Below are 14,923 nucleotides of genomic sequence, written 5' to 3' on the forward strand. Positions count from 1 at the left end.
GTGGGTCACTTTATATAGGTGTAGTTGCGATGAAACGTGTAGGTCTGATCGGTTGGCGCGGCATGGTCGGTTCCGTGCTCATGCAGCGGATGCTGGAAGAGCGGGACTTCGACCTGATCGAGCCGGTGTTCTTTACCACTTCCAACGTAGGCGGTCAGGGGCCTTCGATCGGCAAGGACATCGCGCCGCTCAAGGATGCCTACAGCGTCGATGAGCTGAAAAGCCTCGACGTGATCCTGACCTGTCAGGGTGGCGACTACACCAACGAAGTATTCCCCAAGCTGCGCGAAGCCGGCTGGAATGGGTACTGGATCGACGCTGCCTCCGCCCTGCGCATGCAGGACGATGCGGTCATCGTGCTGGACCCGGTCAACCGCAAGGTGATCGACCAGCAGCTCGATGCCGGCACTCGCAACTATATTGGTGGCAACTGCACCGTCAGCCTGATGCTGATGGGGCTCGGCGGCCTGTTCGAGAACGGTCTGGTCGAGTGGATGAGCGCTATGACCTACCAGGCGGCGTCCGGCGCCGGTGCGCAGAACATGCGCGAGCTGATCAAGCAGATGGGCACCATCAACGCTGCGGTTGCCGATGAACTGGCCGACCCGGCCAGTGCGATTCTGGAGATCGACCGCAAGGTCGCAGAGAGCCAGCGGTCCGAGTCCTTCCCGGTAGATAACTTCGGCGTGCCGCTGGCCGGTAGCCTGATTCCCTATATCGATAAGGAACTGCCCAACGGGCAGAGCCGCGAGGAGTGGAAGGCACAGGCCGAAACCAACAAGATCCTCGGGCGCTTCAAGAATCCGATTCCGGTCGACGGCATCTGCGTGCGCATCGGCGCCATGCGTTGCCATAGCCAGGCGCTGACTATCAAGCTGAACAAGGATGTGCCGATCTCGGATATAGAGGGCATGATCAGCCAGCACAACCCTTGGGTTAAGCTGGTTCCGAATCATCGGGACGCCAGCATGCAGGAGCTCAGTCCGACCTCGGTGACCGGCACGCTGAACGTACCTGTCGGTCGTTTGCGCAAGCTGAACATGGGTTCTCATTATCTGGGCGCCTTCACCGTGGGCGACCAGTTGCTCTGGGGCGCCGCGGAACCCTTGCGGCGGATGTTGCGCATCCTTCTGGAACGCTAAACCGCAAGGAAGGAAACACCGAAGCGCCTCGGCACAGCCGCGGCGCTTTTTTTATCTGGTCGAAGCTGCCTAGCTGAGCGTTCCGCAGCGAGGGCTCTGCATGGCGCGTTCGTCGGATCTAGGCTTAACCTCACTGCGGGACGATCTGCTTCGGCTACAGTGACGCCCTTCGGACGGCTCACCATGTGTCGGTATCGACGCGGTTAAGGGCTGTTTTTCGTTTCCATATTTAGGTGGCGGGCCGATAGATATTGCTTCAATAACTACACCGCCAGGGTTTCGCATTGTTTCGTTGAGCGTCTTGTTCGGAATTGAAGTACAAGGGCTACCGGTTCGCGAGCAGGCTGCAGCTTCGTTGAAACAGGCGAACGCGAATTGTGGATTGTGTCTGATAACGTGGCAAAAGGCGTGGCGGGCAATGCAGTGCGGTCTGGTGAGTTATTGATAAAACACTATCTGTAAAAGATACTTACCGGCAATTCGAATAACTATATCTAGCTAGCTGCGCTGTTTAGGCTTATCGCTGACGGGGGGCCGCCATCTGGCGGGCACGGGCAGCGTCTATAAGACCCTTCTCGAAGATCCGAGAAAAGTTAAAAAACAAGGGATTACATAATGGTTCGGGTTCGCAATCTGGTGCTGGCAATCGCGGCTGCTACCGCGCTGACTTCCGAAATGGCGTACGCGCTGGGGCTGGGAGAGGTCACGCTGAAGTCGGCACTGAATCAACCGCTGGTGGCTGAAATCGAATTGCTGGATGCGAAAACTCTGGCGCCGGGTGAAGTGGTCCCGGTTCTGGCGTCTGCGGAAGATTTCAATCGGGCGGGTGTTGACCGGCAGTATTTCCTGACGGACCTGACCTTTACCCCTGTTTTGCGCCCTGATGGCAAGAGCGTTATCCGGGTCTCATCGACCAAGCCGGTTCGCGAACCCTACCTGAACTTCCTCATCGAGGTGCTCTGGCCCAACGGTCGGCTACTGCGCGAATACACGCTCCTGCTGGACCCGCCGCTTTATTCGCCGGAAATCGCTGCTTCCGTTGCCCCTCAGTTGCCTATTGCAGCGCCAATCGTTCGGTCCGAGACGGCGCCGCGAGTCGCAACGCGGCCTGCTTCAGCGCCTACCGGCGCTTCCGCGCTGCAAGGTGAGCAATATAAAGTCACGCCTAATGACACGCTGTGGGAAATTGCCGAGCGCGCCCGCCAAGGTGGCACCGTTCATCAGACCATGCTGGCCATTCAAGACCTGAACCCTGACGCCTTCATCGCTGGCAACATCAACCGAATGAAGAACGGTCAGGTGCTTCGCCTGCCGAATGCCGAGCAAATCGGTAGCCGGTCACAAGCTGAGGCGATTCAGCAAGTCGCGCAACAGAACGCAAGTTGGCGTCAGGCTGCCGCCTCCGGCGCAGCGGGCACGCGCCAGCTGGATGCGACCCAGCGTGATTCGGTGGGAGCAGCACCATCGCGTAGTGAGCAGGGCGATAATCTCCGCTTGGTCGCACCGGAAGCCGACGAAGCCACAGCGGGTAGTGATACTGGAAGCGGAGCCGACGCTCAGGCGTTGCGTGACAAGCTCGCGGTTACCGAGGAAAGTCTTGATTCCAGTCGTCGCGAAAATCTGGACCTCAAGGACCGTCTCAACGATCTTCAGGGTCAACTCGACAAGCTGCAGCGCCTGATGCAGCTCAAGGACGACCAGTTGGCCAAGCTACAAGCTCAACTGGCAACGGGGGCCGAGCCGGGAGTCGATGCGACATCCGCGCTGCCTTCGAATAGTGAAATTGATTCAAGCGCTAACGTTGCTCCGGAAACGCCCGAAGCAGTAACCGAAACCACTGCCGAGCCCGAAGTTACTGGTGCTGAGGTCATAGCTCCAGCAGCGACCCAAGGAGAGGCAGCGGTAGATACGGAGCCGGCTGCACAGGCGCCAGTCACACCGGCTCCCGCAGCATCGGCTCCAGCGATACAAGAGCCTGAAGCCGATAGCTACGTCGACGAGCTGTTGGCCAATCCCATTCTCCTCGGCGCCTTGGGCGGCGGAGCCCTTTTGCTATTGCTGGTCGGGCTGATGGCGTTGTCCCGCCGCAACGCTTTGAAGGAAGCTGAACTGCAGGAAAGCCTGCTTGCCGATAGTTCACCTGACACGTTCTACATGGCGCAGCAGGATCTCGATTCGTCCGCTGTGGAGTCGACCGATAAAGACAGCGGTGAGCATTCGGCTGACTCGCTCGCTGCCGCTACCAACGACCCCTTGGCCGAGGCCGATATTTACATCGCTTACGGTCGTTTCAATCAGGCTGGCGACCTGCTGCAGAATGCATTGAACGATGAGCCGCAGCGCAGTGACCTGCGATTGAAGCTGATGGAAGTCTATGCCGAACTTGGTGATCGGGATGGTTTCGCTCGGCAAGAGGCGGAGCTCCGCGAAATCGGCGGCTCGTTGGACGCAATTGAACAGACGAAGCTCCGTTATCCGGCAATGGCTGCAGCAGCTGGCTTCGCTGCGGCAGCCGCCGCGACAAGCACCAATGATTTTGAGAGCTTCAGCCTGGATGATCTCCAGCTTGACGAACCGGCTTCGGCACCGACTGCTGATCAGGTGTCGGGTGATGCCTTTGACCTGAGTCTGGACGATCTTGAACTCAATGATGACCTGACCCGAACAGCCGTAGCCCCGGCTGGCGAGACCTCAGAGGAGCTTGTCGAACTCAATTTCGACGACCTCAATCTTGACGCCGCTGCGCAGGAGCAGGCCGCTGACGATTTCGCGTTTGACCTGGACAAATCGTCCGAAGCGGATATGCAGTCCCTTGAAGCCGAACTTGCCGGTTTCTCGCTCGATCTTGAAGATCAGCCGAAATCTTCTACTGTCGATGACGATGTGCTGTTAGACCTCGACGAAGAACTGTCGAAGCCAGTAGCGGGCGAGCCTGCTGCCGAGGACTTTGATTTCCAGCTCTCCGATCCTGTCCAGTCTGCGGGCATGCCGGATGAGTTCGATCTGTCGGTTCCTGACGAGACCAGCGGCGGAGCGGTATCCGAAACGTTTATCTCCGAGTTCGATGAGGTCGAAGCTGAGCCTGAAGCCTTGGCGCGAGACGTGGACGAGCCGCTCGACCTATCGGAGCCGGAGGCCGAGTCAACCTCGGAGGGTCTTGACGACGATTTCGATTTCTTCGCCGACACCGATGAAACCACCACCAAGCTGGACCTTGCCCGCGCCTATATCGATATGGGTGATGCCGAAGGCGCTCGCGACATCCTCGATGAGGTCATGAACGAGGGCAGTGATACCCAGCAGCAAGAGGCGCGAGAGATGCTCGCCAAACTAGCCTGACCATGATCGAAGCAGTACCTGAAGCGGCAGCCCTATCGGCTGCCGCTGACGTTTTCAGAATTGCCCTTGGTGTGGAATACAAGGGGTCCCGTTATCGTGGGTTTCAACGGCAACGTGATGGCGTGCCGTCAATTCAGCTCTCACTGGAAAATGCCTTGAGCAAAGTGGCCGGCGGCCACCCGGTGACGCTGAGTTGTGCTGGGCGTACCGATGCGCTCGTTCATGCCTGCGCCCAGGTGGTTCATTTCGATACGCCAGTGACGCGCTCCATGCACGCCTGGGTAATGGGCGCGAACATGAATCTGCCGGGTGATATCAGCGTGACCTGGGCCAAGGAAATGCCCAAGAGCTTCGACGCGCGCTTCAGCGCCATGGCGCGCCGTTATCGTTACGTCATCTACAACGACCAGATTCGCCCGGCTCATCTCGCCGAAGAAGTAACTTGGAACCACCGACCGCTGGACATTGCGCGCATGCGCGAAGCGGCTAAGGCATTCGTCGGAACCCACGACTTCAGTGCTTTCAGAGCGCGCCAGTGCCAGGCGAAATCGCCGATCAAAACCATTCACCATCTGGAGCTGCTCGAGTATGGCAGGCTGATCGTGATCGACGTGCGTGCCAATGCTTTTCTGCACCACATGGTGCGTAACTTCGCCGGTGTGTTGATGACCATCGGGGCGGGCGAACGCCCGGTCGAATGGGCGAGGGAAGTGCTGGAGTCGCGTGTAAGGCGAACGGGTGGTGTTACCGCCCATCCCTACGGCTTGTATCTCGTTCAGGTGGATTACCCGGAACAGTTCGAATTGCCTGAGCGCTATCTTGGGCCGCATTTCCTGTCTGGCCTGCCTGATGTGCGAAATCATCCGACCTGATGCCAGCGGCGGGACAAGTGACGAGTCATCCTTCGAAACGGACGATAAAGTGATGCGGGTTGCAGCCTGTGGCGCTTTTGTTACCATCCGGGGTCTTTTATCGCAGGTGCCTGCCGTTGCCTATCGTTCGTAGCAAGATATGTGGAATCACCCGGGTTGAGGACGCGCTCGTCGCTGCCGAAGCCGGTGCGGATGCGATTGGCCTGGTGTTCTATGCCAAGAGCCCACGCGCGGTAAATATCCAGCAGGCTCGCGCCATCATTGCCGCTCTGCCGCCTTTCATCACCACCGTAGGCTTGTTCGTCAACGCATCGCGTTGCGAAATCAATGAGACGCTGGATGCCGTGCCGCTGGATGCACTGCAATTTCATGGTGACGAAACGCCGGCAGACTGCGAAGGCTTTCATCGGCCGTGGTACAAGGCGCTCAGAGTCAAGGCGGGTGAGGATGTCCGGGTGCAGGCCGCACGCTACGCTGGGGCTAGCGCAATTCTGCTCGATACCTTTGTTGCGGGTGTTCCTGGCGGGACGGGCGAGGTGTTTGATTGGTCCCTAATCCCTGCAAATCTGCCCAAACCACTGATATTAGCTGGCGGGCTGACTTCGCAAAATGTTCGCCAGGCGCTGGCCGAGGTAAGTCCGTTCGCCGTCGACGTGAGTGGGGGAGTAGAGCTGAGCAAGGGCGTCAAAGATGCGCAGAAAGTGCGGGACTTCGTTCGGTCAGTAAGAGCTTCGATGTGACGAGCGCAGGGTCATTGCCGTCCAGTTACCATTCGCCGATTTGGCGAGCCTCGCCACTGTTACCGATCTGGTGCCAGGCGGCGATCAGACTTCAGCGATAGCGCTTCTTTGGCTATTGCCTACGCGACGCAGTGAGCTCCGACTGGAGACCGGTCGCAACGATGAATTTTTCCGGTGCGTGCAGTCGTTACGCGCGGGACTGACAAGCTGTGGAGAATAAAAGCATGAGCAACTGGCTAGTAGACAAGCTGATCCCTTCGATCATGCGCTCGGAAACGCAGAAGAGTTCAGTACCCGAGGGCCTGTGGCACAAATGTCCGTCCTGCGAGGCGGTGCTATATCGCCCGGAGCTGGAAAAAACGCTGGATGTCTGCCCGAAATGCCAACATCACATGCGCATCGACGCACGCACGCGTCTGGATATTTTTCTTGACAAGGAGGGGCGCGAGGAGATCGGCGCCGACCTCGAGCCTGTCGATCGGCTGAAATTTCGCGACAGCAAGAAGTACAAGGATCGCCTGTCCGCGGCGCAGAAACAGACCGGCGAAAAGGATGCGCTGGTCGCGATGCGGGGTACCTTGATGAACATGCCGGTCGTGGCCTGCGCGTTCGAGTTCTCCTTCATGGGCGGTTCCATGGGCGCGATCGTCGGGGAGCGTTTCGTTCAGGCCGCCAATGCTGCGCTTGAACAGCGTTGTCCGCTGATCTGCTTCGCAGCTTCCGGTGGTGCCCGCATGCAGGAAGCATTGATCTCACTTATGCAGATGGCCAAGACCTCCGCAGTGCTGGCCCGCATGCGCGAAGAAGGATTGCCGTTCATTTCCGTACTTACCGACCCGGTTTACGGCGGCGTATCGGCAAGTTTGGCCATGCTGGGCGATGTCATCGTCGCCGAGCCCAAGGCCCTGATCGGCTTTGCCGGGCCGCGCGTGATCGAGCAGACGGTGCGTGAAAAGCTGCCGGAAGGTTTTCAGCGCAGTGAGTTCCTGCTTGACCACGGTGCCATCGACCTGATCGTCCCGCGCTCCGAGTTGCGTCCTCGCTTGTCGCGTCTTCTCGCTCAGTTGCAACATCTGCCGACCCCGGCGGAGCCTGCCTTGGTAACGGCCAGCGCATGAGCCGGCGGAGTTTGCAGAACTGGCTCGATTATCTTGAGCAGCTGCATCCCACCACTATCGATATGGGCCTTGATCGCTGCCGTGAGGTGGCGACAAAGCTTGGCCTCAAGCGCCCGGCTCCCCAGGTGGTCACTGTCACCGGCACCAATGGCAAGGGGTCGACCTGCGCTTTCATCGCCCAAATGCTCGCTGGGCAGGGCAAGAAGGTGGGTGTCTACAGCTCGCCTCATCTGCTGCGTTACAACGAGCGCGTTCGTCTCAACGGGACGGATGCTAGTGACGAGGCGTTATGTGAAGCATTCGAGGCGGTCGAGCAAGCACGAGGTTCAGTGTCACTGACCTATTTCGAAATGGGCACGCTCGCCGCTTTCTGGCTTTTCGAACGTGAGGCGCTGGACGCCGTGGTGCTGGAAGTCGGGCTGGGTGGCCGTCTCGACGCGGTGAATCTGATCGATGCCGACGTGGCGGTCGTTACCAATATTGGGCTGGACCATGCCGAATGGCTCGGCGATACGCGCGAAAGCGTGGCGTTTGAAAAAGCCGGAATATTCCGTCCCGCAAAGCCCGCCGTATGTGGTGATTCCGCTCCACCAGAATCGATGCTGAAAAATGCGACTGAGTCGGCAGTGCCGTTGCTGGTCCGTGGGCGCGATTTCGATCTGGCGATGGAGGCAACTCGTTGGCACTGGCGTGGCCGAGATGGGGCGGGCAACCCCCTAGAACTGCGAAATCTGCCGATGCTGGCGCTGCCGCTGGAAAATGCAGCTGTGGCGATGCAAGCGTTTGCATTGCTCCAGTCGTCCTGGCAGCCGGAGCGGGTGGTGGAGGCTCTGCTGAGTACGCGTGTCACCGGGCGTCTGGATCGTCGTACGATCCGTTGGCAGGGGCGTGACTTGTCGATATTGCTCGATGTCGGGCACAACCCGCACGCGGCAGAATATCTAGCCAGACACCTGCAGCGACAACCGAAGCCTGGTCGTCGGCTGGCGGTATTCGGTCTGCTGTCCGACAAGGATCTGGTTGGCGTGATCGATGCGCTGCTACCTGTGGTCGATGTCTGGGCGGTTGCTCCACTGGCTACGCCGCGCTCGCGCTCGGCAGCTGAGCTGAGTGCGGCATTGCTGGAACGCAATGCAAGCGTCACTATCTATCCGGGGATATCCCAGGCGCTCGAAGGGCAGTGCGATCTGGCTGTCGATGGCGATGAGATATTGCTGTTCGGGTCTTTTTACTGTGTGGCCGATGCGCTGAGCTGGATCGATCGGCACGCAACCAGTGGAGAACATGGTCTTGGTAGATAAGGGATTGTTGCAGCGTATCGTTGGCGCCTTGGTGCTTCTGGCACTGGCGGTAATATTCGTTCCGATGCTGTTCAACCGCGAAGATGCCGGCCGGCAGATTGTCGTGGATGCGCCGGAAATGCCCGAAGCGCCTGCTGCGCCTGTGATCGAGACGCAGCCTGTGGAGGTACCTGAGCCCGAGGTCGAGCCTTTCCCGGAAGAGTTCGAAATCATCGAGGAGAATGCAGCTTCCCAGCCTGAGGCGCCTGCGACTCCTATCAATCCGGCTCCAGCCTCTGCCGAGCCGGCGCCCGCGCCAGCAACACCTGAGCCGGTAACCGTCGAGGCGCCGTCGACCACTCCAGAAGAGAAGCGACTGGACACGGCCAATTTGCCGGTCAGTTGGTCGGTGCAGTTGGCCAGCCTCTCGAGTCGCGAGAATGCCGACAAGCTGCAGAAGACGCTGCGTTCTCAGGGGTATAACGCTTATATACGTACCGCAGACGGGATGAACCGGGTCTTCGTCGGGCCGCTTGTCGAGCGAGCGGAAGCCAACCGCCTTCGTGATCAACTACAACGCCAGCAGAAGCTGAACGGGTTCGTAGTCCGTTTCAAGCCTGAACAGGGTTAAGCAAGGGGACCTCAGGCTTGTCGCTGGTCGTCCCGCAGCTCCGCGGGTAAGCATGATTGTCTGCTTACCCCTTTGCGGGCGCTCTGCTAAAATGCGCCGCCTTTCTCCTTAGCAGGAAACCCTGTGACGCTCACCTGGGTCGATTGGGCGTTTATCGCCGTTGTGGTCATTTCCAGCCTGATCAGCTTGAAACGCGGCTTCGTCAAGGAAGCGCTTTCGCTGCTTACCTGGATCATTGCTGGCGTGGTCGCCTGGATGTTCGGTGGTGCGCTGTCCCATCATCTTGCCGAGTTCATCAGTACCCCTTCTTTTCAGGTCATCGCGGCATGCGCGATTCTTTTCATCGTGACGCTACTGGTCGGCGCGCTGGTTAATTTCCTCATCGGGGAGCTGGTTCGGGTAACCGGCTTGTCAGGCACGGATCGCTTTCTTGGAATGGTATTCGGTGCGGCTCGTGGCGGGCTATTGATCGTTGTGCTCGTTGGTCTGCTCAGCCTCGCGCCTGTACACCAGGATCCGTGGTGGCGTGAATCGACACTACTGCCCCATTTTCTGTTAGTTGCCGACTGGTCGAAAAACCTGATTCTCGGGTTTGGAAGCCAATGGGTAGCCGGCTCGCTCGATGCTTCCGGCTGAGACGAGCGTTCTTCAACGGGTGTGCCGAGGGCCTCAGGTCTGTGTCATGTCCGGGTCAGCCTGTATTAACTGAGAGGTTCCTTGCATGTGTGGCATTGTCGGCATTGTCGGTAAGTCAAACGTCAATCAGGCGTTATATGACGCACTTACCGTACTGCAACATCGTGGGCAGGATGCGGCGGGAATCGTAACCAGTGACGGCGGCAAGCTGTTTCTGCGCAAGGACAACGGGTTGGTCCGCGACGTCTTTCAACAGCGTCACATGCAGCGTCTGGTCGGTAATATGGGAATCGGTCACGTACGTTATCCCACTGCGGGCAGCTCCAGCTCGGCGGAGGCGCAGCCGTTCTATGTGAACTCCCCGTATGGCATTACGCTGGCGCACAACGGCAACCTGACCAACGTCGATCAGCTGACCAAGGAAATCTACGAATCCGACCTGCGCCACGTGAACACCAACTCCGATTCGGAAGTGCTGCTCAACGTGTTCGCTCATGAGTTGGCGGTGCGAGGCAAGCTGCAGCCCACCGAAGAGGACGTTTTCGCGGCCGTGGCCAAGGTCCATGAGCGTTGTGTCGGCGGCTACGCGGTGGTGGCCATGGTGACGGGCTACGGCATCGTCGGTTTCCGCGACCCGAATGCCATTCGCCCAATCGTGTTCGGTCAGCGGCATACCGAGCACGGCGTCGAATACATGATCGCCTCCGAAAGCGTCGCGCTGGATGTGCTGGGCTTCTCGTTGATCCGGGATCTCGCGCCCGGCGAAGCGGTTTACATCACATCGGACGGCAAGCTGCATACCCGTCAGTGCGCGCCGAACCCCCATTACGCGCCTTGCATCTTCGAGCACGTCTACCTTGCGCGCTCGGATTCCCTGATGGATGGCGTGTCGGTATACAAGGCCCGTCTGCGGATGGGCGAAAAGCTGGCCGACAAGATTCTTCGCGAACGTCCGGATCACGATATCGACGTGGTCATTCCGATTCCTGACACTAGCCGTACTGCAGCGCTTGAGCTGGCTAACCGGCTGGGTGTCAAGTTTCGAGAAGGCTTCGTCAAGAACCGCTACATCGGCCGGACCTTCATCATGCCGGGGCAGGCGGCGCGCAAGAAATCGGTTCGGCAGAAGCTCAATGCCATCGATCTCGAATTCCGTGGCAAGAACGTCATGTTGGTGGACGACTCCATCGTCCGCGGTACTACCTGCAAGCAGATCATCCAGATGGCCCGCGAAGCAGGGGCGAAGAATGTCTATTTCTGCTCCGCCGCACCGGCCGTTCGCTACCCGAACGTCTACGGCATCGACATGCCCAGCGCCCACGAGCTCATCGCACATAATCGCAGCACCGAGGAAGTCGCAGAACTGATCGGCGCCGACTGGCTGGTTTATCAGGATCTGGATGATCTGATCGATGCGGTCGGTGGCGGCAAGGTGAAGATCGAGAATTTCGATTGCGCGGTATTCGATGGCAAATACGTGACCGGCGATATCGATGAGGTCTACCTGCACAAAATCGAGCAGGCACGTAACGACTTGAGCAAAAGCAAGAGCATCACGGGCAGCGCTATCATCGATCTACATAACAACTGATCGACAACCCGGCGGCTTGCCGCCTCCGTTCAGGGTGGACAATTTATGACAACTGACTGGGACGCAGGCCGGCTGGACAGTGATCTGTCCGGAGTGGGCATGGATACACTGGCTGTTCGTGCGGGCCAGCGCCGCTCGCCCGAAGGTGAGCATGGCGAGCCGCTGTTCTTCACATCCAGCTATGTGTTCCGGAGTGCCGCCGACGCCGCCGCACGTTTTGCCGGCGAAGTGCCGGGAAATGTCTATTCGCGCTATACCAACCCCACAGTGCGTGCGTTCGAAGAGCGTATCGCTGCGATGGAGGGTGCCGAGCAGGCCGTAGCGACCGCATCTGGGATGGCTGCGATCCTGGCAACGGTGATGAGCCTGTGCTCCGCCGGCGATCATGTGCTCGTTTCGCGCAGCGTCTTCGGTGCGACGGTTTCGTTGTTCGAGAAATATCTGAAACGCTTCGGGCTTGAAGTGGACTACGTTCCGCTCACAGAGGTTGACGTTTGGGAGCCCGCATTCAAATCCAATACCCGCCTGGTATTCGTCGAGTCACCTTCGAACCCGCTTGCCGAGTTGGTCGATATCGAGGCGTTGGCCGAACTCTGCCATGCCAAGGGCGCCATGCTGGCGGTAGATAACTGCTTTTGCACACCGGTCCTGCAGCAACCGTTGGCGCTCGGCGCTGACATCGTTATTCATTCCGCCACCAAGTACATCGACGGCCAGGGGCGCTGTCTGGGCGGCGTGGTGGCCGGCCGAGCCGAGCAGATGAAAGAAGTGGTGGGCTTTCTGCGCACGGCGGGTCCGACGTTGAGCCCGTTCAATGCCTGGGTGTTTCTCAAGGGGCTGGAGACCCTGCGGCTGCGTATGCAGGCGCATTGCGCAAACGCGCAAGCGCTCGCCGAGTGGCTCGAGCAGCAACCGGGTGTAGAAAAAGTCTATTACGCGGGCTTGTCCAGTCATCCGCAGCATGAACTGGCCAAGCGTCAACAGAAGGGCTTTGGGGCTGTGCTGAGCTTCGAGGTGGCGGGGGGCAAGGAGGGTGCGTGGCGCTTTATCGACGCGACCCGGCTGATCTCCATCACCGCCAATCTGGGCGATAGCAAGACCACCATCACTCATCCAGGGTCGACTACTCACGGTCGGCTTTCGCCGGAAGATCGTGCAACCGCTGGCATCCGTGACAGTCTGATCCGTGTGGCCGTGGGCCTGGAAGATGTGGCTGACTTGAAAGCCGACCTAGCCCGAGGGCTGGCTGCGTTGTGATGCTGAATTGAGGACGAAGGATCGTCCTCAATTCGGATTGCACGGTATCTCAGTTGTCCCCAGCTTCGAAGTTCACTACGAAACCGTCCAGGCGCTGTTCCTCGGAGAGCTGGTCGCGGATCCGGCTGGCTTCCTGGCGCTGTTCCATTGGCCCGACGAATATGCGATGTGTCCGGCCTGTCGTTCTTATATAGGTATCGAACCCTTCAGCACCCAGCTTTCCCCGTAGCGCTTCGGCGCTGTCGCGGTTCTGTAGGCTGGCTACTTGGACGGCCCAGCCCGAGCGAATCGATGACTGTTCCCTTTGCGGCATGGGAGCGGAGACTGCCGGGGCTCGTTGTGTTGCCGGCGCTCTGGGAATCGCACGGCGCTGCTCCGGTTCGTTAGAGCGAAGATCGATAGCCGGTGCTGGCTGACCTTGGCCGTCAAACAGCCGCTCGGGCGTGGCAGGGAGGATGCTCGGGCTGTCCGAGCCGGTCTCGATGACCCGGATATCGCTGTATTTCTTGCCGGACAGCGCTGCCAGCCCGGCGCGATCGCGAATAACGGTCGGGCGCAGAAACACCATTAGATTGCGCTTGATGTGAGTTTCCTGAGTAGAACGAAACAGCGCGCCTAGGAACGGGATATCTCCGAGGAGCGGGACCTTCGAGTCGGTGCGGGTAACGTCGTCCTGAATGAGGCCCCCCAGCACGATCACTTGGCCGTCTTCCGCGAGGATGGTGCTCTTGATCGAACGCTTGTTCGTCACCAAGTCGACCGCTTGCGCCGACAGCGATGCCGATGGTGCGATCGTGGAAATCTCTTGTTCGATTTCCAGGCGCAGCGTGGCTCCGTCATTGATGTGCGGCACCACCTTCAGCGTTACACCCACGTCCTGGCGTTCGATGGTGGTAAACGGATTGTTTGCGCCGGACGAGTCCGTGGTGTAACTGCCGGTCTGAAAGGGCACGTTCTGCCCGACGAGAATTTCGGCTTCCTGGTTGTCCAGTGTCAGCAGACTGGGCGTCGACAAGAGGTTGCTCTTGCTGTTGGCTGACAATGCAGTGATCAATGCGCCGAAGCTGCGCGTGCCGACCCCAATAATCGCGCCATCAGGAAGGTTGCTTGGAATCTCGTTCTCGTTGATCGAATTGAGCACACTGCCGATGGATATGCCGGTATTGCCGAAGCTGACGCCGCCGGCACCGCCTGTGCCTCCGCGCGCATCGACCGCCCACTGGACGCCGAGTGCGTCGGTGATATCGCCGGAAACTTCGACGATGGCAGCCTCGACCATGACCTGCGCACGTGGAATATCGAGCTGACGTACGATCGACTCCAGGGTGCCGATCAGCTCGGGCTCGGCGAGCATGACCAGGGCGTTGAGGCTTTCATCGGCGCGAATCAGGATGTTCTGCGAACGGCCGCCCTGAACCTCGCCATCCACTGGTGTTGCGAGACCTTCGGAAATATCGCCGAGGGTCTCGGCCAAGGACTTGGCATCGTTATGGCGCAGGCGGATGACGCGCGTATTGGCCGATCGGGTGCTTGGCGTGTCGAGTGTCCTCGCCAGATTGGCAAGTTTCTGCCGCGCCTGTTCCGGCCCGGTAAAGATCAGTCGATTGGTGCGCGAATCGGCAATGATCTGTGCGCCTGCGGTATCCCGGGCTTCGCCCCGTGCCAGCGTGTTGCGCAGCACCTCGGCAATGTCCACGGCCCAGCCATACTGCAGATTGACCACGCTGTGGTCGTCGGTTTGGGCGCGGTCGAGCTGGCGGACCAGATCTTCGATGCGCGCGATGTTTGCGCTGCGATCACTGATGATCAGTGCATTGGCCGAACCGACCGCGGCCAGATGGCCATATTGCGGGACCAGCGGGCGAATCAGTGGAATCAATTCGGTGGCAGAGGTGTGCTGGACCTGGATGACACGGGTTTCCAGCAGATCGCCGCCGGCCGGTCCTCCGCCTGCCTCCGATTTTGCTTCTGCGTTCGGCACGATTCGCGTGACTTCGCCCTGGGTGAGCACGCTGAAACCGTGAGTCGCCATGACCGACAGGAATAGCTGGTAGACCTCTGCTAGCGAGAGCGTCGTCGATGACACGACACTGACCTGTCCCTTGACCCGTGGGTCCACGATGAAGGTCTGCCCCGTCAGTTGGCTGATCTGATCGACGAAGGCGCGAATGTCGGCGTCCTTGAGGTTGATCGTCCAGCCGTCCTGTTGGGTTTCGCTCGGCTCGATTCCGGGGTCGACCGCCAGCAAGGGTAGGGGAGCGGCGAGTACGCCAACGGCGATCAAGGCAATCAACGGGCGAGAGGAAAAAGGCAGCAT

Annotated in this window: 11 protein-coding genes and 1 pseudogene; 11 read left to right on the forward strand and 1 reads right to left on the reverse strand. The window is 59.4% G+C overall.

The features are described 5' to 3' along the window. Positions 1 to 29: 29 nt before the first annotated feature. From asd to NA645_RS06945, 11 genes and pseudogenes are all read left to right on the forward strand, one after another. Positions 30 to 1,142 (forward strand): aspartate-semialdehyde dehydrogenase, encoded by a 1,113-nt coding sequence (gene asd / locus NA645_RS06895; RefSeq protein ID WP_256048151.1) that lies wholly within the window; start codon positions 30 to 32, stop codon positions 1,140 to 1,142. A 375-nt stretch (positions 1,143 to 1,517) separates the two neighbouring features. Beyond that, positions 1,518 to 1,604 (forward strand): annotated as a pseudogene (locus NA645_RS06900) (aspartate-semialdehyde dehydrogenase); the annotation flags it as partial. Positions 1,605 to 1,757: 153 nt separating this feature from the next. Beyond that, positions 1,758 to 4,481 (forward strand): FimV/HubP family polar landmark protein, encoded by a 2,724-nt coding sequence (locus NA645_RS06905; protein ID WP_256048152.1) that lies wholly within the window; start codon positions 1,758 to 1,760, stop codon positions 4,479 to 4,481. A gap of 2 nt (positions 4,482 to 4,483) precedes the next feature. After that, complete coding sequence (truA, locus tag NA645_RS06910) at positions 4,484 to 5,353, forward strand: tRNA pseudouridine(38-40) synthase TruA (RefSeq protein ID WP_256048153.1); 870 nt, start codon at positions 4,484 to 4,486, stop codon at positions 5,351 to 5,353. Positions 5,354 to 5,469: 116 nt separating this feature from the next. Further along, positions 5,470 to 6,093 (forward strand): phosphoribosylanthranilate isomerase, encoded by a 624-nt coding sequence (locus NA645_RS06915; RefSeq protein WP_256048154.1) that lies wholly within the window; start codon positions 5,470 to 5,472, stop codon positions 6,091 to 6,093. Positions 6,094 to 6,317: 224 nt separating this feature from the next. Beyond that, positions 6,318 to 7,211: an acetyl-CoA carboxylase, carboxyltransferase subunit beta gene (gene accD / locus NA645_RS06920; RefSeq protein WP_256048155.1), complete on the forward strand. Its 894-nt coding sequence runs from the start codon at positions 6,318 to 6,320 to the stop codon at positions 7,209 to 7,211. Beyond that, on the forward strand, positions 7,208 to 8,512 hold the full coding sequence (gene folC, locus NA645_RS06925; RefSeq protein WP_256048156.1) for a bifunctional tetrahydrofolate synthase/dihydrofolate synthase: 1,305 nt from the start codon (positions 7,208 to 7,210) through the stop codon (positions 8,510 to 8,512). The genes accD and folC overlap by 4 nt, the downstream gene beginning before the upstream one ends. Then, positions 8,496 to 9,122, forward strand: coding sequence for an SPOR domain-containing protein (locus NA645_RS06930; protein WP_256048157.1), 627 nt, complete (start codon positions 8,496 to 8,498; stop codon positions 9,120 to 9,122). The genes folC and NA645_RS06930 overlap by 17 nt, the downstream gene beginning before the upstream one ends. Before the next feature lie 123 nt (positions 9,123 to 9,245). Then, the gene (locus NA645_RS06935; protein ID WP_256048158.1) at positions 9,246 to 9,758 is read left to right on the forward strand and encodes a CvpA family protein; all 513 of its coding nucleotides are present in this window, start codon (positions 9,246 to 9,248) and stop codon (positions 9,756 to 9,758) included. Between the two features lie 85 nt (positions 9,759 to 9,843). Then, complete coding sequence (gene purF, locus NA645_RS06940) at positions 9,844 to 11,349, forward strand: amidophosphoribosyltransferase (protein ID WP_131648440.1); 1,506 nt, start codon at positions 9,844 to 9,846, stop codon at positions 11,347 to 11,349. Between the two features lie 45 nt (positions 11,350 to 11,394). Continuing rightward, positions 11,395 to 12,606, forward strand: coding sequence for an O-succinylhomoserine sulfhydrylase (locus tag NA645_RS06945; protein WP_256048159.1), 1,212 nt, complete (start codon positions 11,395 to 11,397; stop codon positions 12,604 to 12,606). Between the two features lie 49 nt (positions 12,607 to 12,655). Here NA645_RS06945 and gspD read toward each other — a convergent pair whose 3' ends face one another. Next, on the reverse strand, positions 12,656 to 14,923 hold the full coding sequence (gspD, locus tag NA645_RS06950) for a type II secretion system secretin GspD (RefSeq protein WP_256048160.1): 2,268 nt from the start codon (positions 14,921 to 14,923) through the stop codon (positions 12,656 to 12,658).

Source organism: Stutzerimonas stutzeri (assembly GCF_024448955.1).
In the GTDB taxonomy this organism is placed as follows: domain Bacteria; phylum Pseudomonadota; class Gammaproteobacteria; order Pseudomonadales; family Pseudomonadaceae; genus Stutzerimonas; species Stutzerimonas stutzeri_AQ.